Source organism: Ideonella sp., assembly GCF_036277275.1.
In the GTDB taxonomy this organism is placed as follows: domain Bacteria; phylum Pseudomonadota; class Gammaproteobacteria; order Burkholderiales; family Burkholderiaceae_C; genus Ideonella.
Genome location: NZ_DASUNH010000009.1, coordinates 15,836 through 40,671 on the forward strand (window position 1 = coordinate 15,836; position 24,836 = coordinate 40,671).

Annotated in this window: 28 protein-coding genes; 10 read left to right on the forward strand and 18 right to left on the reverse strand. The window is 65.1% G+C overall.

Annotated elements, in window-relative coordinates; translation table 11 throughout:
- Nucleotides 1-378: 378 nt before the first annotated feature.
- From VFY73_RS01955 to VFY73_RS01965, 3 genes are all read right to left on the reverse strand, one after another.
- Nucleotides 379-1,134 carry a helix-turn-helix transcriptional regulator gene (locus VFY73_RS01955; protein WP_329716223.1) on the reverse strand — a complete coding sequence of 252 codons (756 nt, stop codon included), beginning with the start codon at nucleotides 1,132-1,134 and terminating at the stop codon, nucleotides 379-381.
- Nucleotides 1,135-1,178: 44 nt separating this feature from the next.
- Nucleotides 1,179-1,325 carry a hypothetical protein gene (locus VFY73_RS01960; protein ID WP_329716224.1) on the reverse strand — a complete coding sequence of 49 codons (147 nt, stop codon included), beginning with the start codon at nucleotides 1,323-1,325 and terminating at the stop codon, nucleotides 1,179-1,181.
- Nucleotides 1,326-1,837: 512 nt separating this feature from the next.
- On the reverse strand, nucleotides 1,838-2,167 hold the full coding sequence (locus VFY73_RS01965; RefSeq protein WP_329716333.1) for a hypothetical protein: 330 nt from the start codon (nucleotides 2,165-2,167) through the stop codon (nucleotides 1,838-1,840).
- A gap of 177 nt (nucleotides 2,168-2,344) precedes the next feature.
- Between VFY73_RS01965 and VFY73_RS01970 the strand changes: the two genes are divergently transcribed.
- Nucleotides 2,345-3,265, forward strand: a complete 921-nt coding sequence (locus VFY73_RS01970) for a LysR family transcriptional regulator (RefSeq protein WP_329716225.1) — start codon at nucleotides 2,345-2,347, stop codon at nucleotides 3,263-3,265.
- Between the two features lie 495 nt (nucleotides 3,266-3,760).
- On the opposite strand, the gene VFY73_RS01975 is transcribed toward VFY73_RS01970, so the two are convergent.
- Both VFY73_RS01975 and VFY73_RS01980 read right to left on the reverse strand, forming a co-directional pair.
- Nucleotides 3,761-4,093, reverse strand: a complete 333-nt coding sequence (locus VFY73_RS01975) for a Clp protease N-terminal domain-containing protein (protein ID WP_329716226.1) — start codon at nucleotides 4,091-4,093, stop codon at nucleotides 3,761-3,763.
- 27 nt (nucleotides 4,094-4,120) lie between these two features.
- Nucleotides 4,121-4,669, reverse strand: a complete 549-nt coding sequence (locus VFY73_RS01980) for a hypothetical protein (RefSeq protein WP_329716227.1) — start codon at nucleotides 4,667-4,669, stop codon at nucleotides 4,121-4,123.
- A 257-nt stretch (nucleotides 4,670-4,926) separates the two neighbouring features.
- Here VFY73_RS01980 and VFY73_RS01985 point away from each other — a divergent pair, with 257 nt between their 5' ends.
- The 3 genes from VFY73_RS01985 to truD all read left to right on the forward strand — a co-directional run bounded on the left by VFY73_RS01985 (nucleotide 4,927) and on the right by truD (nucleotide 8,064).
- Nucleotides 4,927-5,805, forward strand: coding sequence for a site-specific integrase (locus VFY73_RS01985; protein ID WP_329716228.1), 879 nt, complete (start codon nucleotides 4,927-4,929; stop codon nucleotides 5,803-5,805).
- 10 nt (nucleotides 5,806-5,815) lie between these two features.
- On the forward strand, nucleotides 5,816-7,018 hold the full coding sequence (locus VFY73_RS01990; RefSeq protein ID WP_329716229.1) for an IS91 family transposase: 1,203 nt from the start codon (nucleotides 5,816-5,818) through the stop codon (nucleotides 7,016-7,018).
- A 521-nt stretch (nucleotides 7,019-7,539) separates the two neighbouring features.
- Nucleotides 7,540-8,064 carry a tRNA pseudouridine(13) synthase TruD gene (gene truD, locus VFY73_RS01995; RefSeq protein WP_329716230.1) on the forward strand — a complete coding sequence of 175 codons (525 nt, stop codon included), beginning with the start codon at nucleotides 7,540-7,542 and terminating at the stop codon, nucleotides 8,062-8,064.
- Between the two features lie 36 nt (nucleotides 8,065-8,100).
- Here truD and VFY73_RS02000 read toward each other — a convergent pair whose 3' ends face one another.
- Nucleotides 8,101-8,685 carry a C39 family peptidase gene (locus tag VFY73_RS02000; protein WP_329716231.1) on the reverse strand — a complete coding sequence of 195 codons (585 nt, stop codon included), beginning with the start codon at nucleotides 8,683-8,685 and terminating at the stop codon, nucleotides 8,101-8,103.
- Nucleotides 8,686-8,709: 24 nt separating this feature from the next.
- Entirely contained in the window at nucleotides 8,710-9,369 is a 660-nt protein-coding gene (locus VFY73_RS02005; protein WP_329716232.1) for a hypothetical protein, read from the reverse strand.
- Nucleotides 9,370-9,667: 298 nt separating this feature from the next.
- Between VFY73_RS02005 and VFY73_RS02010 the strand changes: the two genes are divergently transcribed.
- The gene (locus VFY73_RS02010) at nucleotides 9,668-10,426 is read left to right on the forward strand and encodes a Mut7-C RNAse domain-containing protein (protein ID WP_329716233.1); all 759 of its coding nucleotides are present in this window, start codon (nucleotides 9,668-9,670) and stop codon (nucleotides 10,424-10,426) included.
- 445 nt (nucleotides 10,427-10,871) lie between these two features.
- Here the strand turns inward: VFY73_RS02010 and VFY73_RS02015 are convergent, their stop codons facing one another.
- Entirely contained in the window at nucleotides 10,872-11,543 is a 672-nt protein-coding gene (locus VFY73_RS02015; RefSeq protein ID WP_329716234.1) for a hypothetical protein, read from the reverse strand.
- A 10-nt stretch (nucleotides 11,544-11,553) separates the two neighbouring features.
- Complete coding sequence (locus VFY73_RS02020; RefSeq protein WP_329716235.1) at nucleotides 11,554-12,189, reverse strand: cupin domain-containing protein; 636 nt, start codon at nucleotides 12,187-12,189, stop codon at nucleotides 11,554-11,556.
- Nucleotides 12,190-12,358: 169 nt separating this feature from the next.
- Between VFY73_RS02020 and VFY73_RS02025 the strand changes: the two genes are divergently transcribed.
- Nucleotides 12,359-13,294: a LysR family transcriptional regulator gene (locus VFY73_RS02025; protein ID WP_329716236.1), complete on the forward strand. Its 936-nt coding sequence runs from the start codon at nucleotides 12,359-12,361 to the stop codon at nucleotides 13,292-13,294.
- Between the two features lie 36 nt (nucleotides 13,295-13,330).
- On the opposite strand, the gene VFY73_RS02030 is transcribed toward VFY73_RS02025, so the two are convergent.
- The 3 genes from VFY73_RS02030 to VFY73_RS02040 all read right to left on the reverse strand — a co-directional run bounded on the left by VFY73_RS02030 (nucleotide 13,331) and on the right by VFY73_RS02040 (nucleotide 15,613).
- A complete protein-coding gene (locus VFY73_RS02030; protein WP_329716237.1) occupies nucleotides 13,331-13,882 on the reverse strand; it encodes a hypothetical protein in 552 nt (183 codons plus the stop codon).
- Between the two features lie 154 nt (nucleotides 13,883-14,036).
- Entirely contained in the window at nucleotides 14,037-14,987 is a 951-nt protein-coding gene (locus VFY73_RS02035) for a pyridoxamine 5'-phosphate oxidase family protein (protein WP_329716238.1), read from the reverse strand.
- Entirely contained in the window at nucleotides 14,987-15,613 is a 627-nt protein-coding gene (locus tag VFY73_RS02040; RefSeq protein ID WP_329716239.1) for a glutathione S-transferase, read from the reverse strand. Before VFY73_RS02040 ends, VFY73_RS02035 begins: the two co-directional genes overlap by 1 nt.
- 101 nt (nucleotides 15,614-15,714) lie before the next feature.
- Between VFY73_RS02040 and VFY73_RS02045 the strand changes: the two genes are divergently transcribed.
- Complete coding sequence (locus VFY73_RS02045) at nucleotides 15,715-16,668, forward strand: LysR family transcriptional regulator (RefSeq protein WP_329716240.1); 954 nt, start codon at nucleotides 15,715-15,717, stop codon at nucleotides 16,666-16,668.
- On the opposite strand, the gene VFY73_RS02050 is transcribed toward VFY73_RS02045, so the two are convergent.
- The gene (locus VFY73_RS02050; RefSeq protein ID WP_329716241.1) at nucleotides 16,649-17,572 is read right to left on the reverse strand and encodes an NADP-dependent oxidoreductase; all 924 of its coding nucleotides are present in this window, start codon (nucleotides 17,570-17,572) and stop codon (nucleotides 16,649-16,651) included. The genes VFY73_RS02045 and VFY73_RS02050 overlap by 20 nt on opposite strands.
- Before the next feature lie 15 nt (nucleotides 17,573-17,587).
- Nucleotides 17,588-18,055: an ester cyclase gene (locus tag VFY73_RS02055; protein ID WP_329716242.1), complete on the reverse strand. Its 468-nt coding sequence runs from the start codon at nucleotides 18,053-18,055 to the stop codon at nucleotides 17,588-17,590.
- 96 nt (nucleotides 18,056-18,151) lie between these two features.
- Between VFY73_RS02055 and VFY73_RS02060 the strand changes: the two genes are divergently transcribed.
- Nucleotides 18,152-19,063 carry a LysR family transcriptional regulator gene (locus VFY73_RS02060; RefSeq protein ID WP_329716243.1) on the forward strand — a complete coding sequence of 304 codons (912 nt, stop codon included), beginning with the start codon at nucleotides 18,152-18,154 and terminating at the stop codon, nucleotides 19,061-19,063.
- A gap of 22 nt (nucleotides 19,064-19,085) precedes the next feature.
- Here VFY73_RS02060 and VFY73_RS02065 read toward each other — a convergent pair whose 3' ends face one another.
- The gene (locus VFY73_RS02065; RefSeq protein ID WP_329716244.1) at nucleotides 19,086-19,232 is read right to left on the reverse strand and encodes a hypothetical protein; all 147 of its coding nucleotides are present in this window, start codon (nucleotides 19,230-19,232) and stop codon (nucleotides 19,086-19,088) included.
- 107 nt (nucleotides 19,233-19,339) lie between these two features.
- Between VFY73_RS02065 and VFY73_RS02070 the strand changes: the two genes are divergently transcribed.
- Nucleotides 19,340-19,642: a TetR-like C-terminal domain-containing protein gene (locus VFY73_RS02070; protein ID WP_329716245.1), complete on the forward strand. Its 303-nt coding sequence runs from the start codon at nucleotides 19,340-19,342 to the stop codon at nucleotides 19,640-19,642.
- Here the strand turns inward: VFY73_RS02070 and VFY73_RS02075 are convergent.
- The 3 genes from VFY73_RS02075 to VFY73_RS02085 form a co-directional block, all read right to left on the reverse strand.
- The gene (locus VFY73_RS02075; protein ID WP_329716246.1) at nucleotides 19,618-21,777 is read right to left on the reverse strand and encodes a M14 family zinc carboxypeptidase; all 2,160 of its coding nucleotides are present in this window, start codon (nucleotides 21,775-21,777) and stop codon (nucleotides 19,618-19,620) included. The genes VFY73_RS02070 and VFY73_RS02075 overlap by 25 nt on opposite strands.
- A 201-nt stretch (nucleotides 21,778-21,978) precedes the next feature.
- Nucleotides 21,979-22,872, reverse strand: a complete 894-nt coding sequence (locus tag VFY73_RS02080; RefSeq protein ID WP_329716247.1) for a hypothetical protein — start codon at nucleotides 22,870-22,872, stop codon at nucleotides 21,979-21,981.
- Nucleotides 22,873-23,185: 313 nt separating this feature from the next.
- Complete coding sequence (locus tag VFY73_RS02085; RefSeq protein ID WP_329716248.1) at nucleotides 23,186-23,437, reverse strand: hypothetical protein; 252 nt, start codon at nucleotides 23,435-23,437, stop codon at nucleotides 23,186-23,188.
- A 245-nt stretch (nucleotides 23,438-23,682) separates the two neighbouring features.
- Between VFY73_RS02085 and VFY73_RS02090 the strand changes: the two genes are divergently transcribed.
- Nucleotides 23,683-24,816: an ABC transporter substrate-binding protein gene (locus VFY73_RS02090; protein ID WP_329716249.1), complete on the forward strand. Its 1,134-nt coding sequence runs from the start codon at nucleotides 23,683-23,685 to the stop codon at nucleotides 24,814-24,816.
- Nucleotides 24,817-24,836 lie beyond the last annotated feature (20 nt).

A 24,836-nucleotide genomic window follows, 5' to 3' on the forward strand; every position in this document is an offset into this window, starting at 1 on the left:
GGTGATCTTCAATATGGAATGAACGCTGAAGGCCGAAAGGCAGCCGCCGGCGTCGCCCCCGGTAAGTGCGGCGCTTGCGAGTAGGTGCCACGGCGTTCTGCTGTGGAGATGCGTTTTCGCTCGCGACGATTCTGGGGACGCCGCTGGGCCCGAGGTAGTCGTAAATCAACCCATTCGGTTGATCCGCCGATCCACTTCGCCGCGGTACGAGAGGGCGCGGGGTGCTGAAGCCTGTGGCGTCGGAATTGAAGACGCGGGCGCCGGCGGTCGAGTCGAGACGCGCTTCAGGCTGGCGGCTTCAAGCGCAGCAAGGTTGGTCTTTGCTGGGCCGATCGTTGCGAGAGAGGACCGGAGTACCACGTCCGCGGACGGTGGCTGCTACCGATCGCGTTTGGGCGAGCGAAGCGGAGCGAAAAGGTCGAGCCTTTCCGCAATCGATACAGCCTCGGCGAGCGTCGACGCATTCAGTTTCTCCATCAAAGCCTGAGCGTGCTTCTCGAACGTTCGCTTGGACCTACAAAGGTGAGCTGCCATATCGGGTATCCGGAACCCGCGGCTTGCCAAGAACAGCGTCTGGAGTTCGCGCTCAGTGAGGGTTCTTTCTGGCAAGAGGGCGGCAAGTTGTTGCCTCTCCACCGCAGTCCACACTCTATGAAATGCCGCCTCGGCATGAAAAGCGTAAAGCTGGATGGCGATCGGCAGCTGTGCGTCGGGCTTACGGTGATGGGGCCACGTCAGGTCGAGCGTAAAGTGCCTCTTGGGGTCCAGGTGGACACCAATTCCCACTCCAAAGCCAATGTTGAAATCGCCGAAGACTTCGTAGACAAGCCGGCCTTCTGAACCCAACTGTTCATAGGTATCTCGGTTCCAGACTATGGGTGTCGACGAGCAGCGTTCGTGCTCCACAACCGGATCTCTCCAGTTGGCTGGGGCGGCGGCGTCGTAGGCCTCAAACAAGCCGGTCGCGTAGCCCGACATTTCATTGGCGGCCCATCCATGCTCAGTCGATGTGAAGCGCAGCGCCTGGAAGCAATTGGCACCTACGCGGTAGGCGATCTCCTGCATCAGCCCGCGGAGCGTTCGTTCATCCTCAGCCCGGTTGAAGCCCTCGGCGATCTCCTGATCGAACATCATCCAACCTCCATCACTGCACCTGGCCAGCCCTGTAATAGCCTATGTCAGAGGTGCGACATGCTGCGCAGTCTAAACAATGAATCGAACAGCGTTTGGGTGAACCAGGTGCGGTTGAGTTGCCACAGCGCGAGGAACTCGTGCGGCAGCGTGAACACGACGTGGAAGTGCTCGCGCGGCAGCAGCCGCTGCAACTCGCGCCCGAGCCACTGCTGGCACGCGCTGGCTCAACGCAGCGCGGGCAACTGCGGTGGCGGCAGGCGTGCGACTGCAAGACGGCCCCGTGCGGCAGGGCACTCCAGCAGGTGCGCACCCAGCGCCGGACGGTGGCACACTGACTGATGCACCAGACCGCGCGCTGCTCGCGCGGATGCAGCCGTCGCCCCGAGGCGTAGGCCTCGAAGTGTTTGACAAACACCTGTTGCAGCGAGACATCCATGGCCGTGTGCTCGACCTACCCGGGTGGCCAAGCGTAGCGCGGCTGGCGTCGCCACGGCTGCCACGGGCTGTCAAGCCTGCGGCTGCCCCAGCAACCGTGGCAGGCGGCGGCGACGGTGCCGCTAGGCACTGCCTACGTGCACCCAACCGGCTAGCACTGACGGCCGGCGTCGGCGGTTGGGGCGCCATGCCTTCAGCTCGCAGGCCCGCCGGCTGGCTGAAGCGCTCGGCCCGGACTGAGCGATTGTCAGCCGGGCTTTTTGCTCGATCAGTCGGCTGAATAGATGCGGATCTCGGGGTCTGCCTTCAGCAATGGCTTCAAGCCGACGACCACATCCTTCGTGAAGAGCTCACTGCTGAGATATGCCTCCGCTTGCTTGCGCGTGGCGAATCCATGAAGGACTTGAACGTCGGCGTCGCGGATCAGTAGTTCCTTCGATGTCGCGCCGGCAATCTTGCTGAGGAAAGGCTGCTTGAACTTGGCGTAGACAGCCCCCGCCGCGGCCCGATCTTGCGTATCGACTTTGAGCGTGATTTCCAGGTAGGCCTTCTCGGCGGAGGCGAATGCTGGGAGCGTGAGCAACGCGGCGGTGAGCATCGCGAGATTGGATCGGTTCATAAGATTGCTCCAGGTACAGATGTGAGTTGATCGCCGCGGACCAGGCCGCAGACTCCGCCAGCAGTTCGCCGACTCGAGTGAAGCTTAGGCAGTCTTCTCTTCATTCGGAAATTGTCTTTTCACATGCGATCTATTCACATGTGCTATAAATTTGGCATGAACCTGAGCCAGCTCCGCTTTGCAAGCGCCGTCGCCTCCAGCGGCTCATTCACCGCGGCCGCGGCGACGTGTTGTGTGACCCAGCCGACGCTGTCGAACGGCATTGCTCAGCTGGAGGTCGAGTTGGGAGAGCGCTTGTTCGTGCGCACGACTCGCAAAGTCGCCCTAACGCCGTTTGGCGTGCACGTCCTGCCCTACGTGGATCAGGTACTCGCCGCACAGTCCAGCCTCGTACAACAGACCCAGGCCTACCTTCGCCCCGACAAGCGCCTGATTCGCATTGGCACGTCGCCGCTGATCAGCGCCAACCTGCTGCGCCTGATGATCGAGCCGTTTCAACGGGGCCATCCGGGCGTCGACGTAGTCCTGCGCGAAATGAACATGACCGATCTGTACCGCATGCTCGACGACAGCCTGCTCGACTTTGTGTTCGGCGTCGCTGGCGTTCATAAGGGGACGTGGGCCGCAACGTTCTTGTATCAAGAACCCTTGCTTTTCATCCCGCGTGGTGCGGCCTGGCAGGCTGGGCCGCGCCCGCGCTCGGTGCAACTCAAGGACATCGCTGCCGAGACATACGTAATGGTCCCCGACGCTTGCGGGCTTTCGCGCGCCACCCGTGCGCTGTTTCGCAGCCAGCGTCGCAAGCTGCGCGAATACTCCGGCGAGGCCATGAGCTATCAGGTGCTGGAAGAGTGGGCTGCGCTGGGAATTGGTGCAGCGATCTTGCCGAGTTCGAAGATCACCGAACGCCCGCATGCGGCGGTTCCGATAGCGGACAAGTCGGGTCAACCTGTGGTCATCGGCTTCGAGGCGAGCTGGACAAGATCCGGGTTTCGTTCACCTCACCTGAACGAGTTCTCGAAGCACCTGCGGACCGTTGTGCCCAGCGTGGTGACTGGTCTGGGCACCCGCGAATAGGGTGCCAGGCAACGGCTCCCGATGGGCACGGCCGAGGCGCCTCGGAAAGCCCTAAGAACCCGCATGATGTCGAACAGCCCCGCAAGGGCTGCCTTCGTTCGATGTGTTGACGCCGTCCTGGCGCCGCTTCGAATGCGTTGCCCCATCCCTTGCGTGTCTTGGTGGGAAGCTTCAGCATCATCACAACGTGGAGCGCGTCGCTTTAGAACCCCTGCAAGCGGCTCGGCGAAAATCATTGGCGATAGGCGCTGCGAAGTTCGGCCTGGGCGCGCGCTTCTTCTTTACGACCGACGACCAGACGCTTGGCGATAGCTTCGATGTCCTCTGTCATCACATGTCCACGTACCTACGTGGGCACGTAGCCTCTCAGGTTTGGACCGGACCTACAAGAACGTGGTTCATTGAGCGCTTACCAACAGTAGGCGAGCGCCGTTCCGAACCGCCGGTGGTCGAACGGCTGCTGCTTCGGCCGGCAAACTCACGCGGCCGACCCGTTCAGTCCTTCTGCCCTATGCCAGGGACTACGGGTGTCGAGTCTCGAACGATCGCCGAGACGCCAGCGCGCATGGCCTCAATGTCGATCGTGCACGAACGCAGCACGTCGGGGGCGCGCGGGTTGTCGAGCAGCGCGAGCAGCAACTGTTCCAGCGAGATCGTCTCGTAGCGCTGCCTGCGCGCGGCGACGAAGATCATGTGCAAGCTGACCTCGAGGTCGAGTGCGATCAAGCCGCTTGTCTTCTCGCAGCGAGATCTGAACCAGAGGAAGAATGGCAGGTAGAGGACCAGGCCAACGACCAGCGTTCCAATGATGAAGCTGAGGACAACCATTGATCGTCGGTTCTTTGGCGAATTTGGTCAGGCTCTTCTGACCAGCCCTTCGACACGCTGGCGGATCGAGACACCCGCCAGATCCAACCAGTCTATGCACTGCTCTGGATTCCCGTCGATGCCCTCGCTTGCGGCGTCAATGGCCGCAAGGGGAACATAGCAAAGCAGGTGACGACGGGCGCTTGGCGACAAGCGGTTCTCCTCGAAGTACGACACCCAGGTATCGTGAGCCGGCACGTTGTCGATGTCGAAGAAGCCGTTGGACACCAGTTCAGCGTAGCCGTCGCAGAGATTCTCGTCCGGGAAGTACACCATGAAACGACCTCGCACGATCAACGGGGTCTCAAGCTGCACAGGCAGGCTGTTGTAGCGCAAATGGTTCTGTCGCGAACTTCCAACCCGACAGACGAGATCGTCGAAGCCGTTATGAAAGAGTGACGGGCGCAGCGCCTTTGTTCGATAGCTGTCGGATTGGCCGAGCGAATCGCACCAAGCCACCGTCTCGGCCAGACGCGCAAGCAACAGGTCGTCGGCAATCTCAGAAGGATCCGCGCTGCCGGGGCGCCAGACTTCCATGGGGTCAGGCGGGGGAGCGATTTTCGTTGGGTTCTTGAGGTTTCGGAACATGGGCCCAAGCAGTCAGTTCGTTGAGTGGATCAGTGCTCCACCAGCCTATCCGAAAGCAGCCCTTCGCCGATGACTGCTCCTGGCCGCCGGACTAAACCGCTCTCGCGGTAGGCGGTCCCGAGATGTCGCGGCGACTCGTTGCGCTGCCGGTTCTGCGAAGTTGACGGGCGAGGCAATTCGCCTCGTTCTTCAACGGAGCAGCAACCATGGACACGACCACCCGCAAGGTCTCGCCGCTGCGGCAACGCATGATCGAAGACATGCGCATGCGCAAGCTGGAGCCCAGGACGCAGGAAGGCTACATCCGCGCCGTTCGCAAGTTGACCGAGTACCTCAAGCGTTCGCCTGACACCGCCACGGTCGAGGACCTGCGCAACTTCCAATTGCACCTGGTCGACACCGGCACCTCGCCCATCACGCTCAACGCGACGCTGACCGGGCTGAGGTTCTTCTTCGACATCACCCTGGGCCGCGCCGAGCTGATGGCCAGGATGCAGCCGGTGAAGCTACCCCGCACCGTGCCCGTCGTGCTGAGCATGCAAGAGGCTGCGGCGCTGATCGCCGCGGCGCGCAATATCAAGCATCAGGCGGCGTTGTCGGTGGCCTATGGTGCGGGTCTGCGCGCCAGCGAAGTCTGCCGGCTCAAGGTCGGCGATGTCGACAGCGAGCGCATGGCGCTGCGTGTCGAGCAGGGCAAGGGCGCCAAGGATCGCTACGCCATGCTCAGCCCGGTGGTACTGCAACGGCTGCGCGCCTGGTGGCGCATCGGCCATGCCCAGGGCAAGATCCTGCCCGGCGGCTGGCTCTTCCCGGGGCTGGATGTGATGGAACCGCTGAGCGCACGACAGCTCAACCGCGCCGTGCATGACGCCGCCGCGGCCGCGGGCATTACGAAGCGCGTGACCACGCACACGCTGCGCCATTCCTTCGCCACCCACCTGCTGGAGCGCAAGGTCGATATCCGCGTGATCCAGGTCCTGCTGGGCCACAAGAAGCTCGAGACCACATCGATCTACGCCCACGTGGCCACCGACCTGCTGCGCGAGGTGATCGGCCCGCTGGAGGAGGTGCCGCCCTCGTCGTGAGGTCGGCGCCGTGGGGCGGCCCGCCCTTGAGGTCGCCGACATCTTCCGCGCACACGGCCCGGCCTGGCGCGAAGCCCAGCGCGGCCACCTGAGCCTGACGCAACTGAAGGTGATGTCGGCCATCACCCAGTGCCGCACGGCGGCGCTGGGAGGCCATGTGCTGCGCTGCGAAGGCTGCGGCACCGACCAGGTCTCGTACAACTCCTGCCGCAACCGCCACTGCCCGAAGTGCCAGAGTGCAGCGGCCCAACGCTGGCTCGACGCACGGCAGGCCGACTGGCTGCCGGTGGAGTACTACCACGTGGTCTTCACGCTGCCGGCACCCCTCGCCGACATCGCGTACACGAACAAGGTCGCGATCTACGGGCTGCTGTTCGACGTGGCCGCCGGGGTGTTGCAGACCATCGCTGCTGACCCCAAGCATCTCGGAGCGCGCATCGGCGCGACACTGGTGCTGCACACCTGGGGCTCGGCGTTGACCCATCATCCGCATGTGCACGGCATCGTGCCCGGCGGTGGGTTGTCCGCGGACGGTGGGCGTTGGGTCGCGTGCCGGCCCGGGTTCTTCCTGCCCGTGCGGGTGCTGTCACGACTGTTCCGGCGCCGCTTCCTCGAAGAGCTGAAGCAGCTGCATCTGGCGGGCAAGCTGCGGTTCTTCGGTGTGCACGAGGGCCTGGCAGATGCGCAGGCGTTCAAGCTATGGCTGGCACCGATGCGCAAATGCGAGTGGGTGGTCTATGCCAAGCGACCGTTCGCCGGACCCGAGGCCGTGCTGGCCTACCTGTCGCGCTACACCCATCGCGTGGCGATCTCCAACAGCCGCCTGCTCGCGCTGGACGAGCGTGGCGTGACCTTCCGCTGGAAGGACTACCGAGCCAAGGGACGCACTCGCTACAAGGCCATGACGCTCGCCCCCGACGAGTTCATGCGCCGCTTCCTGCTGCACGTGCTGCCAAGCGGCTTCCACCGCATCCGGCACTACGGGCTGCTGGCCAATGGCAATCGGCGCCACAACCTCGCGACGATTCGCAGGCTGCTCGTGCTGCCTGCCAGCACCACGAGCGCCGGCTGCGATGAAGCGCAGGCCAACACCGAGCAGGCCGCAGCGCCGCCCACGTTCGTGTGCCGGCACTGTGGCAAGCCGATGCTGATCGTGCGGCTGCTTGAGCCCGACCCTGCTATCCGTGCGCCGCCCCACAGGTTTGCCGTATGACCAGCGCGAGCACACATCGACGTCCACCGTCCGACGGTGGCCGGGCCGCCTCGCGCCAACCCACGCGCGACGCGCGTCTTCGGTGCAGGCTTCGCGAGAACCGCCGTCGCAGCGTGGCTCACTGTCGGCATTGCCGGCCGTCGGCCTCACAGCGGACGCCGCGATTGCCGACTCCGACACAAGCGGCGCGTCCGCTATCGCCATAGCAATCGCGCGTTCACTGACCACCGTGGCGTGCGCCGCGGTTTCCTCCCCCGAGGCTTGTCCGACACCTGCCCTCCGACCGGTGCAGATCGACAGCTCGCTGCACACGCGGGCAGGTGTCCGACAACCCTAAACAGCTCCGTGAGTTGACGTCGCCGCCCGGAAGCCGCCTGTCGTAGCGCACAACGGTTCCCATTGAAGTCGCGTCTGTCGACGCTCGTCAAGGTATGCGGGTAGGGAGAGAATCACTGTTTGGACCACCCCATGGTCGGCTGGACAGCCTGTCCCTATCGACAGCTGGTGCCGTCAGACTCCTCATGACCGACGCTCAATACGCGACCTTGCCGCAGTGGCCCCACGCTTATCCGGCCAGCGGCGCCAGCGCCACCCTGAAACTCCTCGACGAGGATTTCATCGTGACGGAACTGCCGCTGCAGCTGCCCTGCGGTGAGGGCGAACACATCTGGCTGGACATCGAAAAGAACGGTGCCAACACCGCCTTCGTCGCCCAGCAGCTGGCCGAGGTCGCCTGCGTGCAGGAAAGGGACGTGGGCTATGCCGGCCTCAAGGACCGCTACGCCATCACCCGTCAGTGGTTCAGCATCTATCTGCCGAATGGGAAAGGGAAAGGCGAGACGCCCGACCTGACCCTGCTTCAGCACCCGGAATTCAACGTCCCGAATCAGAGCCGCCATGGGAAGAAGCTGCGCCCCGGTGATCTGCAGGGCAACCGATTTCGCATCGTGCTGCGTGACGTGACCGGCGACCCCACGCAAGGCACAAAAGGGCCACAAGAAAAAACGCCGCGGACCAGCAGGAGCCCGCGGCGTGTCAAAGGATGAACCCGGCGCGGAGAGGTGCGCGCCGGCAAGGTCTCGCTATCGATTCATCCGCAGCGTGTGCGTCCACTGGTGGTCGGAGGCCGACACCGCGTACGAGTAGGTGCTGTACTCCTGACCCTCGCCGGGCCACGGGTTCATGATGTAGACGTACTTGGTGTTGTTCCAGTTCTCCCAGCCGTCGCCGACCATGATGTGGCCGCCGCCGCTGGTCCAGCCGTAGCGCATCACGAAGGGGCGGTTGTTGTTGATGTCCCAGGTCACGCTGTTCCACGACGACGCGTAGCTGTACGCCGTGTTCGAGATGCCGCCCAGGTTCCACAGGATCGACTGCACGCTGCCTGGGGTGCCGTAGAGCGAGTTGGGTTGGTTGGCCGGGCTGTTCCAGTTGAAATAGCTGTTGCCGCAGGCGTAGTTGATGCCGAACGCCCAGTTGACGATGTAGCACTGGCTGTAGTTGGTGCCGTAGTAGCGCATGACCGCGCGGCTGGAGCCGGACCAGCACCACTGGCTGTGCTCCTGGATGGTTTCGGCCACGTTCAGCTGGCGCCAATCGGCCATCGCCAAGGGCATGGCGGACAGCAGGGACGCGGTGACGACGGTACGCTTGATTGCAAGTTTCATGACGGGTCTCCGGGTCGGGCCTGCTCAGGGCTGAAATTCAGCGAGGTTGGCCGCAACGGCGGCACGCAGCGAAGGCAGAACGTCGCCTTGCTCCAGCAATTCCTCCACCGGCATGCGCAGCGATGCGCGCGCCGACAACAGTGGCGCGAGCCGCACGCGGCCGTCGGCCGGCGACACCACTTCGAGGAAGTCCGAGTGCGCCTGGAAGATTCGGACGAAGCGCAGGTTTGCGCGGTCTGGTGTGCCGTGCTGGCGCATCTTCGCGTCCACGTCGCCGGCCAACGCGGCGCCGCCGTATGAAACGGCCTGCCACTGGCCGTTCGCCTGGTCGAGCGTGACCAGGCCGACCGGGCGGCTGCCCAGGCGCACGACGAAGCGCCACTGGCCGGTGGGCTTGGCGGCGGAGCTCAGGTCGCTGCCGGATGCAATGTCGGCGGGCTCGACGGTGTAGACCGCGAAGCCGCGGCCCAGGCGCAGGCGGGCCAGGTCGGCCACACTGTCGACGGCGAGCGGGAAGCCCTTGGGCAGGGCATCGGCGTGCACCTTCTGGTGATGCTGCGCGAAGCGGGCCAGGTCTTGGGCTGCGGCCGTTGAGGCAGCAGTCTCCTGCAGTTGGATTTGTGCTTGCGTCGCTGGTGCGGCCTGGGCAAACGAACCAGCGCTGCCCAGCAAAGCGCCGAGCATGCACAAGCTGGCCCCTGCGCGACACACTCGGCGTCCCAGGCCAGCCCACGGTGATAGGGGATTCAACATTTCACAGTCTCCTTCAAGCATGGAGCGGTTCAACCGCGACAACGACGTCCTCGCTTGAGCATTGGTGCAAGTGACCAAAGTTCTGTAGCGGGCCGGTCGATTCTGGGAAGCGACGTTTTCGGCGCCCACCGCTTGAATACCCTATTCGAGGTTGTCCCAATGGCGCCGCTGTGCGCGGGCGGTCCACCCCGGCGCCCGGGGGCAAAGGTGCAAACTTCAGCCTGCTGCCATGGCTGCCTCGCCCGCCACCGTCACCTTCCGCTTCTACGAGGAGCTGAATGACTTCATTGCGCCCGACAGGCGCCGCCGGGAGTTCAGCTGCCGCTGCGCCAGCAATGCCACCGTCAAGCACATGATCGAGGCGCTGGGCGTGCCGCACACCGAGGTCGAGCTGGTGCTGGTCAACGGTGACTCGGTGGGTTTCGATCGGGTGCTCGGCGATGGCGACCGGGTGGCGGTGTACCCGGTGTTCGAGGCGCTTGATGTGACGCCGCTGCTGCGCGTGCGTGAGCGCGCATTGCGAGTGACACGCTTTGTTGCGGACGCTCACCTGGGCGGGCTCGCCCACCAGCTGCGCCTGTTCGGCTTCGACACGCTCTACGACAACCACTTCGAAGATGCCGAGATCGTGCGCCTTGCGGTCGAGCAAGGCCGCATCGTGCTGACGCGGGACCGCGAGCTGCTCAAGCGCCGGGACATCACCCATGGCTGCTATGTGCGCGCGCTGCACCGCGATCAGCAATTGCGCGAAGTGTTCGAACGGCTCGACCTCGCCGGCTCGGCGCGGCCCTTCACACGGTGCCTGTGCTGCAATGCGCCGCTGCGCACCATCGACAAGGCCGAGGTTGTCGAGCGGCTGCCGACTAGCGTGCGGGAGCGCCACGAACGCTTTGCCTGCTGCGAAGGTTGCGGGCGGGTGTTCTGGGAGGGCACGCACTGGCGGCGGATGCGCACGATGGTCGACGCGCTGCTGGTGCAGGCTGGGTGACGCTGGCGAGCCTGACTCGGCTCCATGTACGCTAGCGCACAGTGCAGACGCCGGAATTGGTATGTACTGCACTGCACAGATTGCCGGATCGCACATTCGCGCGGCGGCCGGTGGATGACCTGAGCGTCGTGCTCGATGAAGCGCCCGGCGCCCGGAAATGGAGCAGCGCAGACGTTGAGACGGATGCAGTGCTCCCCGTCTTCGATGCGCGTGAGAAGAGGAACGTCATGGACTTGCATACTCCCGCCAACGCAGAGGTCGCATGCTCCTACCTGTTGCGATTCACCTCTTTGTATGACCGCGGACGCGCCATTGCCGTGCCGTGCGACAAGGTGGGCAACGTTGACATTGATTCACTCACGCTCCGGCTCCGAACGGCATACCTCGGCGCACGAGCCATGGTGGGTCGGGAGTATTCACGGCCCACGGTGCAGCAACTCGCTTGCTAGTCGAATCGCTTGGGGAACTGCTTGGCAATCGCCAAAGTCAGTGCGTCCGCGATGCCATACATGTGGTCCTTCATGGCGCCCCAGGTCTGCGCTTCTTGCGTGTACTGGCGATCGGCCAATTGCTGAATCTGTTGCATGTGGTGGCCGCCATGCGCCAACAGCATGCCGCGCAGGCCGTCGATCGGCAGGTTGGGATTGGCGCTGCTCAGAAACACGGCGATCTCCTCGGCATTCTTGACCATGGCCTGGCGAGCGGCGTCCTGGGTCTGTGCGCTGTGCGCACGCGTCGCCAGCGTGTACTGCTTGACCGCCCCGTAGTGCCCCGCGAGCAGCTTGAACACCTGCTCGGAGGCGGCGCTGCCATAGAAGGCTGCCATTGCCTGCGAGAGTTGCCGGGCGTTGGCGACAGCCTGCTCTTCGGCGGCCGCGGCCGCAGGTTCGTTGCCGCTCAGCAGTTCAGCGCTGACGGCGCGTGTCCAGAAGGCGTGGCCCAGCCAGAGGTCGCGCAGCGTGGCATCGGTTTGCACGAGCTTGCTGGCACTGACGGCGACGGGGCCGTGCGAGTGGGCTTCTTGTGCCTGCGCATGGGCCTGCGCCGAGTTGGCAAGTATGAACGGCAGCGTGCTCAACAAGCTGGTGATCAGGGTGCGGTGAGAGTTCGTTGTCATGTGATTTCCTTCAGAGTGGTTGGGGCGATGCAGGGGTGATGGCCGGTCGAGTCGACAGATGGCCGTTTCTGAGCAGGATCAAGGTGCTCTGCTCGGCGTAAGGGGCGTGACCTGACCCGGGACGAAAGCGCAGCCAGCTGCCTGACGGGTAGGCGCCTTTTTCGTCGCGCAACTCGCCGCGAAGAACGAAGACTTCTTCGCCGTGTGGATGGCTGTGAGCAGGGGCGCGCGTGCCTGGCCGCCAGCCCACCAGCGCCAGCCGATGATGGGTCTTGGACAAGGGGGCCACCGTCATGCCCGCCACCGCACCTTCATGCCATGCGAGTTCGTTCGGGTGCAGGGTTTCGTGCCCGCTGGTGCGTGCCACGTGGTCGCGGTACATGAACACGATGGCGCCGGATGGCCCGGCGCGCAGCGTCACGGCATGTCCGCGACCAAGGAAGCTGCCGGTCGAATGCGTTCGGCCCCCCTCGATCAGCGTGCCGCTGAGCACATAGATGTCCTGGCGCGCACGGTCGGCGAGTTGCAGCGTGTCGTCCGGCGCCAGGGCGCACACTCCGACGAATGGTGGGGCCTGCGGCGCCGACAACTGAACGATGTCCCGCTGGCCGACGAGGCCATCGAGGTCGACTTGGCCGTATTGCACTGGTGTTTGAAATGGATCAATCGGTATGGTGGCCGTGTGGGAATCGATGAGATCGAACATGAGGTCTTCCGTCTTCCGTCTTCCGTCTCTCGGTTTCGACGGTTGGACTCTAGAGATCGGACCGACGCGATTCAACGACCCGGTGGCGTTGGAGTTATGATGAAAATGGATGAATAGCGGACTGCACGAACACATCAAAGCCTTCGTGGCCATCGCGCAGGCGGGCAGTCTCACGGGCGCATCGATTTCCATCGGCATCGCACAAGCCACCCTCAGCCGCCAGCTGGCTGCCCTGGAAGCGCACCTCGGGTGCCGGTTGTTCCAGCGCTCCACGCGCGCCATCAGCCTCACCGAACAGGGCGAGGTTTACCTGCAGCACGCGCTGCGTCTTTTGGCGCTCAATGAAGAGGCCGAGTCCGCTGTCCAGCAAGAGAGCGCAAGACTGCGCGGTCGCTTGCGGGTGGCATGCTCGAACGGGTTCGGACGCAAGCTTCTGATCCCCGCGCTCGGACAGTGGATGGCACTGCATCCGCAATTGCGGCTTGAACTGAGACTGTCCGACCAGCTTTCCCAACTGATCGAAGACCAGGTCGACGTCGCCATCCGCATCGCGCCGCTGCAGAACTCCAGCCTCGTTGCGCGGCCGGTCGGGGTGTCACGACGCATCGTGGTCGCAACGCCCGCCTACCTGCGCAAGCATGGCCCGATCACCTCACCGGCGCATCTGCAGCAGCACCAATGCCTGCTGTTCGCCGACGCGCAGCAGCCAGGGGTATGGACTTTCGAGGGGCCTCAAGGCAAGACAAGCGTTCGGGTCGACGGGCGGCTGATGCTGTCCAGCGTCGATGCCTTGCAGGACGCCGTGCTGTGCGGCCTTGGCATAGCCGTCACGCCCGAATGGTTCTGGCAGCGTGAACGCATCGATGGGCACATCGTCCAGCTGTTGCCCACCTACCGCCTGCAAGAGCAAACCATCCATGCAATGACCACCTCGCGAGCGGCCGGTGCAGGCAAGGTTCGGCAGTTCGTCGACTACGTCGCGCAGTGTCTGAGCGCCGTGGGCGCTGGCGTTTCAACTTCGGCCGCGCCAACGGCAGTGGCTTGAAATCGCAGCGATCCTTTGCACTGGTGACCGGCCTTTTCACCAAGCAGGCGCCGCCTCAATAGGCTTGGAGGCCAAGTCGGTCAGTTCCTCGCACCAGGCCTCGAACTGTGCTTGATCGAGCGGCCGCTCCTCGCCGGTGTGAGGGTTCCACATCGTACGGCTGGCACCCAGGAGATCTCCGCCATAGATGTGCAAGACCTGAGACTGAACGGCATCGGGGTTGCGGATCTTGTGGATCACGTCCGGCTCGAGTGCGATGCATTCGCCGGCACCCAGCCTGACTCGGTGCGTTTCCACCAGCCCCGACGGGCCGCGCTCGTAGAAGGCGTTGTCTTCCCGGCCGACGGCGACGCCGATGACACACCAGATGCCGTGGTTATGAATCGGTGTGTTGCCGAACGGCGGCTGCGCGAGACTGACAACGAGAAGATCGTCGGCGCGGTAGACGATGCGATCGATGTCGGTTTGCGCAGGCACGGCCTTCTGTTCAGAGAGTGCCTTCGCTGCCAGGTCCCGGATCTCGGCGGCGCCCCCACCGGCATCGATGCATTGGCGGCACCGCAAAGCAAGGTCATTCAGCCAAGGCATGGAGCGAATCCTTCAGGAGACGGGTGGCGCTTGAGGCCAGCGGCGGGCGACGGCGACATTGCCGATTCGAAGACGCGCCAGTGTGCCTCGTTGCGAAATGTCCGCTTGGCTGAAGGGTTAGAACGACCGGGCGCGCCATCGCGCCGCCGTGGCGTCAAACGCCGAACTGCGGCGGCGCTTCGGGGGTTGACCAGCGCAGTGGCAGCGCCGCGGGGCGCCACCAGCCATGCCGCACGTCCAACTGCAGCAGGCGTTGCGCGCCAGGGAAGGCATCGAGCGCGGGGCCATCGAAGCAGATCGAAGCCTGTGCGGCCAGGTGCAGCAAGCTGCCGTCGTCGAAATCGGGCACCACCAGCCCGGCGCGCGGCCAAGCCAGCAGGTTGCCCAGCGTGTTGAAGAAGAAGTTGCCTTGGTAGTCGGGCAGCGTCAGGCGCAGGCCTCGCGGGCCGGTGGCCACGTGGACGAAGCCGGGGAGACCGCCGCGGTGCGACACGTCCACCCCTTCGCTCTTGGCGTTCGCGCTGGATTCACCTGCGCGCGCGCTGCTGGCCGAGGCGATGAACAGCGTGTCTGCGCGGCGCAGCAGCGCAATCGACGGGCCATCCAGCGCGGGCTCGAGCCGCTGTGCCGGCAACGCCGATCTCCGCTCGACAGCCTCTGGCCGGCGCGCGTGAATGTACTTCGGGCAGTTGCCGAAGCTCTGCAGCACCTGCACCTCGAAGCCCTCGTCACCCAGCGCCCGCACAAGGCCGTTGGCACGGTTGCGCCGGCGGGTGTGGAACTCCAGGCCCAGCAGACCGATGGCGGCGCCTTCACTGAGCCACGGCGCCACCGGGTCGTCTGGCGCCGGCCTGGCCTGCAGCCGCAGTGTGCGCGCATCGGGGCTGGTGACGAAGCCGACGGGCCCATGCAGCATTGTCGCCCAGGGCTGGCCCTGATCGTCTTGCGCGCCCAGCAACATGGTCGGCAGCTTGCCGAAGAGCTCGCGGTGCTGATCCGGCATGTGGTCGCGAATCACCTTGTCGCCGATCTCTTCCATGCGCTCGCGCACGCCGGTGCGTGCCTGCAGCGCCTGCTCACCGGTGTGAAAGGGCGCCGCGTCCATCATGCAGCTGCCGGCAAGGGTGAGCGTGGCATGCCGACGAAGCCCGGCAGGGCCTCGATGCGTTGCAGCCAGGCGCGCAGTCTCGGATACGGTTCGAGCGAAATGCCGCCTTCGGGTGCGTGCGCGGTGTAGCTGTACATCGCCACGTCGGCGATCGTCGGGTGATCGGTGGTTGCAAGCCAGGTGCGTCCTTCCAGATGGTTCTCCACCACGCCGAACAAGTTGCGCGCCGTCGGTTGCGCTTGCGGATTCACGGGTCGGTTGAACAGCGTGGCGAAGCGGGCATGCGCTGCGCCGGAGGCCAGCGGTCCGGCGGCGACGCCGAGCCAGCGCTGCACCTCGGCTTGCGTGGTGGCCTGCTCCGGCAGCCAGCGGCGACGCTCGTCGTAGGTCAGGGCCAGATAGACCAGGATGGCGTTGCTGTCGGCGAGCGTGAAGTCACCATCTTCGATTACCGGCACCTGGCCCAGCGGGTTGCGGGCGAGGAACTCGGGCTTCTTCTGCTCGGCGGCGATGAGGTCGACGTCAATCAATTCGGTGGGCAGGTCGAGCAGCGACAGCATCAGCTGCACGCGGTGGGCGTGGCCGGAAAGGGCGAAGCGGTAGAGGCGGATGGGCTTGTTCATGGGGGCTCCAGATGACGAATGAACGAAGCGTATGGCTTGCAGTTGCCGGAATGAAGACGCACGAAATACAGTTGAGAATTGCAGTTGGAGGAATAATCTTGATGGACCATCTTCAACGCCTGCGTACCTTCGTGGCCGTGGCCGAATGCGGCAGCTTTGCGCGTGGTGCGCGCTTGCGCGAGATTTCGGCACCGGCGGCCACGCGCGCGGTGGCTACGCTCGAGCGGCACCTGGGCGCGCTGCTGCTGCAGCGCACGACACGCAGCCTGCGCCTGACCGAGCAGGGCGAAGCCTTTCTGGCCGACTGCCGTCGCATCCTGGCCGAGTTGGACGCTGCCGAGGCCGCGGTCACCGGGGCGCGTCACGAGCCGCAGGGCACGCTGGCGATCACGGCGCCGGCCCTGTTCGGCAGCCGGCACATCGCGCCGCTGGTGTTCGAGTTCCTCGATCAGCACCCGCAGCTGCAGGCCCGGGCTCTGTTCACCAACCGGCTCGTGCACCTGATCGACGAAGGGTTCGACGTGGCCCTGCGCATCGCGAACCTGCCAGATTCGGGCCTCACGGCCGTGCCGGTGGGCAAGATGCGCGCGGTGATCGTGGCCTCGCCGGACTACCTCAAGCGCCAAGGCACGCCGCGCGCGCCGGCCGACTTGAAGCACCACCGCGCGATCGGTTTCACGATCGAAGGCCAAGACCGCACGGGTTGGAACTTCGTGCGTGGCCGTGCCGCCGCGGCGCCACAGGAGCGGCTGGTGGTGAACGCCAACGACGTCAAGGTGGCCGCAGCCGTGGCCGGCCACGGCCTGGCGCGCGCACTGGCCTACCAGGTGACCGACGAGGTGCGTGATGGCCGCCTGCGCGTGGTGCTGCAAGCGCATGAGCCGCCGCCGGTGCCGGTGCACCTGGTGTACCCCGCTGGCCGCGTGGCAGCGGCCAAGGTGCGCGAGTTCGTGCACTTCGCGGCAGAGCAGCTGCGGGCCCTGCCGGTGCTGCAGGGCCGCGGGCTCGAGGCACCGCGCAAGGCGAGAGAGGCCATCAGCGCGACGCGCGGATGATCACCTTGCCGCGCGCGTGACCGCTGGCCACCTGCTCCAGCGCGACGCGGGCGTCATCCAGTGGGTGGATGGAGTCCAGGATCACCTGCAGTCGCCGCGCCTCGAAGAGCTTGGTGATCCCCTGCAAGACCTCGGTGTCGCCCTGGAAGAAGACGAACGCCGCGTTGACGTCACCGCGCGGTGCGATGGTCGGGTCAACCAGCGACACCAAGGTGCCGCCGGGCTTGAGTACCGACCATGAGCGTCCGGCGGTGTCGCCGCCCAGCGGGTCGATCACCAGGTCCAGGTCCCGCAGCCGGGCCGAGAAGTCTTCATGGCGGTAGTCGATGACCTCGTCCGCCCCGAGTTCCTTGGCCAGACCGTGGTTCTTCGACGAGGCCGTCACGATGACGCGGGCGCCCGCCTGCTTCGCAAACTGCACCGCGAAGCTGCCCACGCCGCCAGCGGCCGCATGGATCAGCACACGTTGACCGGCCACCAGCTTGCCGACGCCGAACAAAGCTTGCCAGGCTGTGCCTGCTGACGTAGGCAGGGCGGCGGCCTGCTCGAAGCTCATGCTCGCTGGAATGCGGCACAGCGAGTTCGCGGGCACGACGGCGGTCTGCGCGAACGCGCCACCGGTCGACGCGCCAGCCCGGCCGACGACGCGGTCACCGGGCTGGAACCCGCGGACGTTCGCGCCGAGCGTCTCGACCACGCCGGCGAAGTCGGTGCCCAGCGTGTACGGAAAGCTCACCGGGAACACGGGCTGCATGTGACCCGCCAGCATCTTCAGGTCCAGCGGATTGACGCTGGCGGCTTCGATGCGAACGGTGACCTCGTCTGGCCCGGCAGTGGCCGGTGCGATGTCTTCCAGAATGGTGTGGCTCGGGGTTCCGAACTCGTGGATGCGAAGGGCTTTCATGGTTGTCTTTCGTGTTCAGTGTTGGTCAAAGGCAGGGAAGGCACCCAGCTGCTGGAACAGCGCGAACCAGTCTTCGAGATGCCAGGTCCGCGTGATGCGCTGGCCATTGAGTTCGTGGAACTCGTGCAGCCGAAAGCCGACCTTCTTGCCGGTGGCCGGGATGCCGAACAACGGCCCGTGGTGCGTGCCGGTGATCTCGGCGCGCACGCCTATGCGGCCGGGCAGCTGGATCAGGTCGTGGATCTTGATGTGCACGTCCGGCAGGGCTTCGATGAAGCCGCGGATGATCGGCTTCAAGCCCTCGGGGCCGGGGCCTTGCCCGGGCGCCAGCGGGATGTCGTCCCAGTCGGGCGTGACGGCGATGTCCAGCAGGTCGGGGTTCTTGTCGCTGAACGCGCGGTACAGCGTTTCCACGGCCTGGCGCTCGGCGTTCAGCCTTGCGGTGTCGCCGGTGATGTTGTTGGTTAGGTTCAGGGGGCTCATGTCGATCGGCCTTGGTGTTGATCAGGAACGGCTTCATTCTGGGAAGCCGCCTAAAATCTGTCCAACAAATGGCTGATATAGATCACTATTCGTTCTATGGATTTTCATGGGCTCGATCTGAACCTGCTCGCTGCGCTTGACGCGTTGATGAGCGAGCGCAACGTGACGCGTGCCGCGGCGCGCGTGGGCGTGAGCCAGCCGGCGATGAGTGCCGCGTTGTCGCGCTTGCGCAAGGTGTTCGGCGACCAGCTCTTCATTCGCAGCGCAAATGGCTTGCTGCCGACGCAGCGGGCCCGCGATCTGGCCGAGCCGGTGTCACAGGCCTTGCGTCAGATCGAAGCGGCGGTGGTCAGCAAGCCCGAGTTCGTGGCGAGCGAGGTGTCGTTGACGTTGACGCTGGGGCTGTCCGACTATCCGGCGCATGTGCTGCTGCCCACGCTGCTGCAAGCGCTGGGAAAGCAGGCACCGGGTGTCTCACTGAGCGTTCATGCCTTCACCGGCCGCGACCTTGCGGTGGACCTGCTCGATGCAGGGACGATCGACGCCGCCATCGGCGTGCCGCCCACGCAGCAGGAGAGCCGGATCCTGACCAAGACCATCCTGACGGACGAGTTCGTGACACTGGTCCGCCGCGACCACCCGACGGCCAGGCACGGCATGAACATGAAGGCGTTTCTGGCGCTGCCGCATGTGCTGGTGTCACCCGAGGGCGATCGCCACGGGCATGTCGACCAGGCGCTGGCCCGGTTGGGCAAGCAGCGCACGCTCGCGCTGACGCTGCCCCACATGTTCGCGGCGCCCAGCGTCGTGGCGCAGACGAACATGACGACCACGGTGCTGAAACGCGTGGCGTTGAATTCGCCTGCCCGCCGCAAGCTGGTGTTGTTTCCGCCACCGGTGGCGTTGCCGACTGTCGCCTACGACCTGATCTGGCACCGCCGCAACGACACGCACCCGGCGCAGCAGTGGTTCAGGGAGCTGATCGCCGCGGTCGCTGCGTCGCTGTGAAGCCAGAGCTGCCTTGACGCGCTCAGCGGACTACTCTCTGATTCGTTCGGCTCAATGGCACGAGCGCCCAGGCGATGAAGAACAGCTGCACCGGGGCGCGCACCCACAGGTACGACAGCCCCTGCTCGCGCTCCGGCTCGCCACCTTGGTGGTGCCACGCCGTATACACGTTGACCGGGAAGAAGCCGATCAGCAGCGTGGCCGCGGCGATGCTGCCGATGCGGCGCCACGCTGACCGGATAGCAAGGGTTCAAAGACTTTGGCGCTGCACTGCAAGTGGCGATCGCCAAGCGGCCGGCCGCGCAGCACCTGCCGCTGCTCGGTCAGGCTTACCTGGCGTTCGCGCGCACGCGCCCCCACATGTACCGGCTGATGTTCTCGTCGCGCATCGTCGCCACGCAGCCCGACCATGCCGAACTCCAGCCGATGCGCTCGTGCGGTCGTTGCAGTTGCGGGGCAACACGTAGGGCGCGAACAAGCGCCAGCAAGCCGCTTGCCCCGTCAATGCTCAGTTCGATGGCGGCCACCCCAGCGGGTGGCCGCCATCCGGTCGCCTACCAGCTCAACTGCAGGCTGTAAGTACCGCTGCCGCCCGTCTGGCCGCTGTAGTACATCACCCGCACGAAGCGCTGAGCGGTGCTGCCGCTCGAGTTGGTGAGACTGACCGTGTCGGTGAGGCCTGTGCTTCGTTCGCTCTTGCCGAGCAGCGTGCCGGCGCTGTCGTAGACGTACAGGTCGTAGTCGCTCGAGGCGTTTGGCGTCAGCGTCGAGGTGAGCGTGGCGCCGGCAGGCAGGTCGACACGGAAGTAGTCGTTGTCCGAACTCGAGCTCATCGTGCCGCTCAGGGTGTTCGGGGCTGTCACCGGGTTCGCTGCGTCGATGCTGTTGTTCGGCTCGGTCTCGGTCGCCGGCGGCGTGCCGGGGCCGATGTTGAGGAACACCGCGGTGACGGGGCCGAATGCGCCCGACGCATCTTTGCCGCGCACGAACACCAGGTGCTTGCCGTTCGACAGGTTGGTGGTGTTCAGCGTGCCGGTGATGGTCTCGGTCGTCGAGTTGAACGTTCCATCGGATGCCGATAACGCGATCGCGGTGGCGCCGGGGCTCCACGGTGGCGTGTCGATGTAGGCCTCGGCCGCGTTGATTGCCTGCGTCGTCTCGGTGCCATTGCTGTTGTTGAAGCGCGTGTCGGTGATCGAGGCCGTCAGCGTCACCGGTGTACCGGCCGGGACGCCCGTGCCACCGTTGTGCGACAGGCTCGCCACGTCGGGGCCTGCGGGCAGCAGGTACGGTGCGCGTGAAACGCGTGCGGCGTAGATCAGCGCAGGCAGGTTGTTCGGCTTGATGGTGTTGTTGTAGGTCGTGCAGCTCTGGAAGAAGCTGGTGCCCAGCTCGATCGTGTACGCCGCCACGCCACGGTCGCCGTAGCTTGGGCCGTCGCTGGTGCCGTCGGTCGGGTACAGGCCGATCGACTGCTGCGGCGTGTAGCCGTTGAACCAGGCCAGGCGCCGCCCCATGGTCCGCAGTGCCGTGCCGTTGGGTGCCGGCGTGTTGGTGGTGCCCCAGGGCCACAGCACGAGCTGGCTGTAGCTGTGGATGTCCAGGTGCACGCCCATCGTGTTGGTGGGGGCGGCGTCGTTCTGGTTCGGGCCTCGGTTGTCCGGGAAGATGCTGGCGATGTAGCTTTCGACCGCCTGGGTCTCGGGCTCGCTGTGCGCCGAAGGCCCGCGGTAGGTCTCGGCGCAGACGTTGCCGCTCGAGCCCTGGCCATTGGTGGCATTCCAGCTGAAGGTGAAGTTGCGGTTCAGGTCGGCACCGCGGCTGTTGCTGTTGGCGCCGCAGTAGGCGGTGTTGGTGTTCTTGCGCCACGACAACCCGCCCTCGGCCTTCTTGCGGCCGTCGGGGTTGGTCTGCAGCATCAGGTGGATCTCGTGGTGGTCGAGCATCCAGGTGGCGTCGGCATTGGTGCCGTAGCCGTTGACCAGCCAGCGGGCGAACTCCAGCACCAGCGGCGCGGTGGTGTATTCACGCGCATGGATGGCGCTGTTGACGAACAGCTTGGGCTTGGTGCCGCCGATGGCGGTGTTGGTCAGTTTCAGCACGCGGATGTCGTAGCCGCCGCTGCCGGCAGTCTTCTGCCACGAGTTGCCGACGTCGAGCCACTGCGCCAGATTCGGCTTCGAGGTGGCAAAGGCCTGCGCCGCGGCGAAGGTCTCTTCGACCGTTTCGTAGCAGGCATAGCCGGGGATGGACTCGATGCCGACGTCGCCGGTGCCGCCGCTTTTGCGGTTCTCGTCAGCGGCCCTGTCGAACCGGTCGAGGAACTCGTTGCGCCGCTTGATGAAATCGTCCGCCGTCTCCAGGCGGAAGCCCTGGGCTTGCAGCGCTGCGTACTCCTCTGATTCCAGTTGCAGCACCAGGTAGCCGGCGTCGTACTTCGATTCGAGCAGCGCGTGGTGGTAGCTGATCGCCGCCTTGCGGGCGGTGGCCTTGTCCGGGAACCAGACCTTGTAGATGTTGTTGCGCTGGCGCTCTTGCTGGCGCGCCAGGCGCATCTCTTCGGCGGCCGCGCGGGCTGCCTCTCGGGTCGTCTTCTGGGCGGTGGTTTCGTCGTTGGTGCTGTTCGCGCGGTCGCCGGCCCACAGGGGCGCGGCCCCCATCGACAGCAGCAGGGCGGCCGCGGCCGCAGTCATCGTCGATCGACGCAGGGTCATGGCAAATCTCCGGGTGCGTGGGGGTTCCAGGCACGGGGTAGCGCGCCTGGCCTGAGCGCGCCACGTGAGAGGATCACCCAACCGCAGCGCAACGCGGGAATTTAGGCCCTGAGCGATTTGGGGAAATCGGGGTCTGCGCGGGGTGGGTTGGTACGACTAACGTCGGAATGGACCGCCGTGCTTGGTGTGGCCGAGCCGACCTCACGTGCTGAGGCCACACAAGAAAACGCTCAAGTAGTTGGGCGTCTGCTTGCGAACAATCTGCCGCTCCAACTGCACGTTGCCCGACTTCAGCGTGTTTGAACCTTCGAGCAATGACTTCAATGCGACGCTGGGCGCCTCCTCACCCTCTGCAGGGTTGAAGCGGATCTGGTTTGTTCGAATGCCGTAGCCTGGCGATGCGTTCAAGACCTCGGGCAGTTCCTTGATGTCCCATGTCATCTGCAATGCACTGGATGCGCCGATTGCCCTCATCTCTTGCACCAGACGCTCGGCCGCCTGACGCTGAACTCCGACGATCTTCTGATCGGGCGCCTGGCAGTAGAAGACCACGACGCGATAGTCCCTGAGAGATGTTGGTGAGTCGTTGGGCGAGACAGGCTTGGTTGATTCCTTGCTTGTTGCAGCCGCAGCGGAGTCGTTCGCCAGGCTGCCGACTTCACGCAAGAAGTTGGCAGCCTTGGTCGCGTCTTCCTTCACCGCCGGGGTCACGTTGTTCCCGGTGCTGACCACGTCGAATAGTGCAACCTTCATTGGTTCACTGGCCGTGGCGGCGACGAGTGCCATCACCGCGCGCTCGCGTTTCTCGGCGACCGTGCCAGCAGTCTTCGAACGGTCTATCTCCAGCACCTTGACGACTGCCTCATAGGCGATCGCGTCGTACTTGGCGTTCGTGTCGCGGTCGGCTCTGTCGTTGGCGCGTCGATCCAATTCGTGCTTGGACTCTTCGGCCGCCTGTGCAGATCGATCCGCGTCCGCTTTCGAACCGACAGCCTGGATCGCGGCCACAACTCCAACAACCGCGCTGAGGAACGCAACAAAGCCCTGCATTCGACCGAGTGGCCCTGCGCCTTCTTGCTTCTCTGGATCCGCCATGAGTTCCCCTCAGCCGTGGCCTTCGACCGGGGAATGTGATGCTTCGGGTCGGGTGTGTCATCCACACGCCTGCCGATGACCATGACCGTGGTGCATGCCAATGCCAGCGGGGTTTCAGGCAGCCCGCACTGATTGGCGGCCTCGATCGAAAAGCTGACTTCGACGTCAATCGGCGGCCTTCAAGGCCCGATGCGAAACAGCATGCCGCCGACATTCAGCTCGCTGTCGCGGGTGCTGCTTGGTTGAACAAGCTGGCGAGGGAGCCGGTGCCGTAGAGCCCGCCGTCGGGCATGGCGTACAGGTGGAGCAGGGGTCAGCGTTCTGCTTCAGAAGCGCGGGCGGCGCCTTGCTCCAAAGCCCGCTGGATTTCCCCTTGCACTTGCTGCACGCGTTGCTGCGGCGCCGAGGTGGGGATCTCGGTGAAGGGCGCGGTCGCATCGGTGTCGGCCGGTGCCGTGGTCTCCGGCGCCGGGGGTGGTGCCAGGGCATTCAGCTGTTGCTTCACCGTGAAGCCGATGATGGCCAGCACGACCAGCAGGCCGGCGATCGAGAAAAGGATTCGCATCGGGAAGGGGCCTCCGTTCGGGCGTGCAGTATGCGCCGGACCCGAGGCGCCTGTTGATCCCGCGTTGACGAGTTCACGAAGGGGGCCGGCATCGCGCAACGGGGGACAACAAGTTCACACCGCGCTCACGAACCCGTCTCGACGAATCTGAAACCGGGTGTTACTAATGGCGGCGTCGTGGCGGGGCACTTCCGATCAGTCTGCCCTTGAGCCATTGCATACACCGATGTGCGTGAGGGCGACACATGAATGGACGAACCTGGACACGGCGACAAACCCTGCAAGGGGTGGCGGCCAGCCTTTTGTGCGGCACGGGCTTGAGGGCGCTTGGCAGCGGCAACCGGCTCGTGCTGGGGCAGTCGGCCGCGTTCACCGGACCGGCGGCGCAATTGGGCATCCAGATGAACCTCGGCGCCCGAACATATTTCGATGCGGTGAATGCGGCTGGTGGCATCGACGGGCGGACCATCGAGCTGCAGACACTGGACGACGGGTATGAGCCTGATCGCTGCGAAGCCAATACCAAGAAGCTGATCGACGCCGGGGTGTTTGCGCTCTTCGGCTATGTCGGAACGCCCACCAGCCTGATGGCATTGCCGCTGGCGAACGAGGCGCGTGTCCCGTTCTTCGCGCCCTTCACCGGTGCGCAGGGGTTGCGTGAGCCGTTCAGCCGCTACGCCTTCCACGTCCGTGCGTCTTACTTCGACGAGACCGCCGAGATCGTCAAGCACGTGACGTCGTTGGGGATGGGCAAGATCGCCGTGTTCTACCAGAACGACAGCTACGGCAAGGCCGGCCTGGCGGGTGTCACCCGCGCCTTGGAGGCGCGCAACCTCAAGCCCGCGGCACTCGGTACGGTGGAGCGCAACACGGTGGCCGTGGGCGACGCGGTGGCGGCGATCGTCAAGGAGCGGCCCGACGCCGTTGTGCAGATCAGCGCCTACCGCTCGTGCGCGGCGTTCATCCGCGAGGCCCGCCGCGCGGGCTACGGCGGCACCTTCTACAACGTCTCGTTCGTCGGCACCAAGGCCCTGGCGGACGAGCTGGGCCCCGACAGCCGCGGCGTGGTGGTCAGCCAGGTGGTGCCTTATCCGTTTGCCGCGGTGTCCGGCCTGTCGCGAGAGTACCTGGCGGCGAGCCGCACCGCCGGGGCCGAGCCGAACTACTCCAGCATGGAAGGCTATTTGGCGGCGAAGGTGTTCTGCGAAGGTTTGAAGCGCATGCGAGGCGGCAATGGGGCCGAGGCCTTCGTCACGGCGCTGGAGTCGATCGACACCGGCTTTGGCGGCTTCAACGTCAGCTTCGGGCCGCGCAAGCACACCGGATCGACCTTCGTCGACCTGACCATGCTCGCGGAGTACGGCAAGGTGCGGCGCTGAACGAGCCGCAGTCGCCGAGG

What these genes read in the sequence shown, in the direction of transcription:
- VFY73_RS02055 (WP_329716242.1), bottom strand. Translation starts at nt 18,055, where the DNA reads ATGAGCCCCCTGAACCTAACCAACAACATCACCGGCGACACCGCAAGG.
- VFY73_RS02085 (WP_329716248.1), bottom strand. Translation starts at nt 23,437, where the DNA reads ATGCGAATCCTTTTCTCGATCGCCGGCCTGCTGGTCGTGCTGGCCATC.
- VFY73_RS02005 (WP_329716232.1), bottom strand. Translation starts at nt 9,369, where the DNA reads ATGCTCGGCGCTTTGCTGGGCAGCGCTGGTTCGTTTGCCCAGGCCGCA.
- VFY73_RS02075 (WP_329716246.1), bottom strand. Translation starts at nt 21,777, where the DNA reads ATGACCCTGCGTCGATCGACGATGACTGCGGCCGCGGCCGCCCTGCTG.
- VFY73_RS01970 (WP_329716225.1), top strand. Translation starts at nt 2,345, where the DNA reads ATGAACCTGAGCCAGCTCCGCTTTGCAAGCGCCGTCGCCTCCAGCGGC.
- VFY73_RS01980 (WP_329716227.1), bottom strand. Translation starts at nt 4,669, where the DNA reads ATGGAAGTCTGGCGCCCCGGCAGCGCGGATCCTTCTGAGATTGCCGAC.
- VFY73_RS02045 (WP_329716240.1), top strand. Translation starts at nt 15,715, where the DNA reads ATGGACCATCTTCAACGCCTGCGTACCTTCGTGGCCGTGGCCGAATGC.
- VFY73_RS01955 (WP_329716223.1), bottom strand. Translation starts at nt 1,134, where the DNA reads ATGATGTTCGATCAGGAGATCGCCGAGGGCTTCAACCGGGCTGAGGAT.
- VFY73_RS02025 (WP_329716236.1), top strand. Translation starts at nt 12,359, where the DNA reads ATGAATAGCGGACTGCACGAACACATCAAAGCCTTCGTGGCCATCGCG.
- VFY73_RS01975 (WP_329716226.1), bottom strand. Translation starts at nt 4,093, where the DNA reads ATGGTTGTCCTCAGCTTCATCATTGGAACGCTGGTCGTTGGCCTGGTC.
- VFY73_RS02060 (WP_329716243.1), top strand. Translation starts at nt 18,152, where the DNA reads ATGGATTTTCATGGGCTCGATCTGAACCTGCTCGCTGCGCTTGACGCG.
- VFY73_RS01985 (WP_329716228.1), top strand. Translation starts at nt 4,927, where the DNA reads ATGGACACGACCACCCGCAAGGTCTCGCCGCTGCGGCAACGCATGATC.
- truD (WP_329716230.1), top strand. Translation starts at nt 7,540, where the DNA reads ATGACCGACGCTCAATACGCGACCTTGCCGCAGTGGCCCCACGCTTAT.
- VFY73_RS02050 (WP_329716241.1), bottom strand. Translation starts at nt 17,572, where the DNA reads ATGAAAGCCCTTCGCATCCACGAGTTCGGAACCCCGAGCCACACCATT.
- VFY73_RS02090 (WP_329716249.1), top strand. Translation starts at nt 23,683, where the DNA reads ATGAATGGACGAACCTGGACACGGCGACAAACCCTGCAAGGGGTGGCG.
- VFY73_RS02035 (WP_329716238.1), bottom strand. Translation starts at nt 14,987, where the DNA reads ATGGACGCGGCGCCCTTTCACACCGGTGAGCAGGCGCTGCAGGCACGC.
- VFY73_RS02040 (WP_329716239.1), bottom strand. Translation starts at nt 15,613, where the DNA reads ATGAACAAGCCCATCCGCCTCTACCGCTTCGCCCTTTCCGGCCACGCC.
- VFY73_RS02080 (WP_329716247.1), bottom strand. Translation starts at nt 22,872, where the DNA reads ATGGCGGATCCAGAGAAGCAAGAAGGCGCAGGGCCACTCGGTCGAATG.
- VFY73_RS02000 (WP_329716231.1), bottom strand. Translation starts at nt 8,685, where the DNA reads ATGAAACTTGCAATCAAGCGTACCGTCGTCACCGCGTCCCTGCTGTCC.
- VFY73_RS01965 (WP_329716333.1), bottom strand. Translation starts at nt 2,167, where the DNA reads ATGCTCACCGCCGCGTTGCTCACGCTCCCAGCATTCGCCTCCGCCGAG.
- VFY73_RS02030 (WP_329716237.1), bottom strand. Translation starts at nt 13,882, where the DNA reads ATGCCTTGGCTGAATGACCTTGCTTTGCGGTGCCGCCAATGCATCGAT.
- VFY73_RS02010 (WP_329716233.1), top strand. Translation starts at nt 9,668, where the DNA reads ATGGCTGCCTCGCCCGCCACCGTCACCTTCCGCTTCTACGAGGAGCTG.
- VFY73_RS02015 (WP_329716234.1), bottom strand. Translation starts at nt 11,543, where the DNA reads ATGACAACGAACTCTCACCGCACCCTGATCACCAGCTTGTTGAGCACG.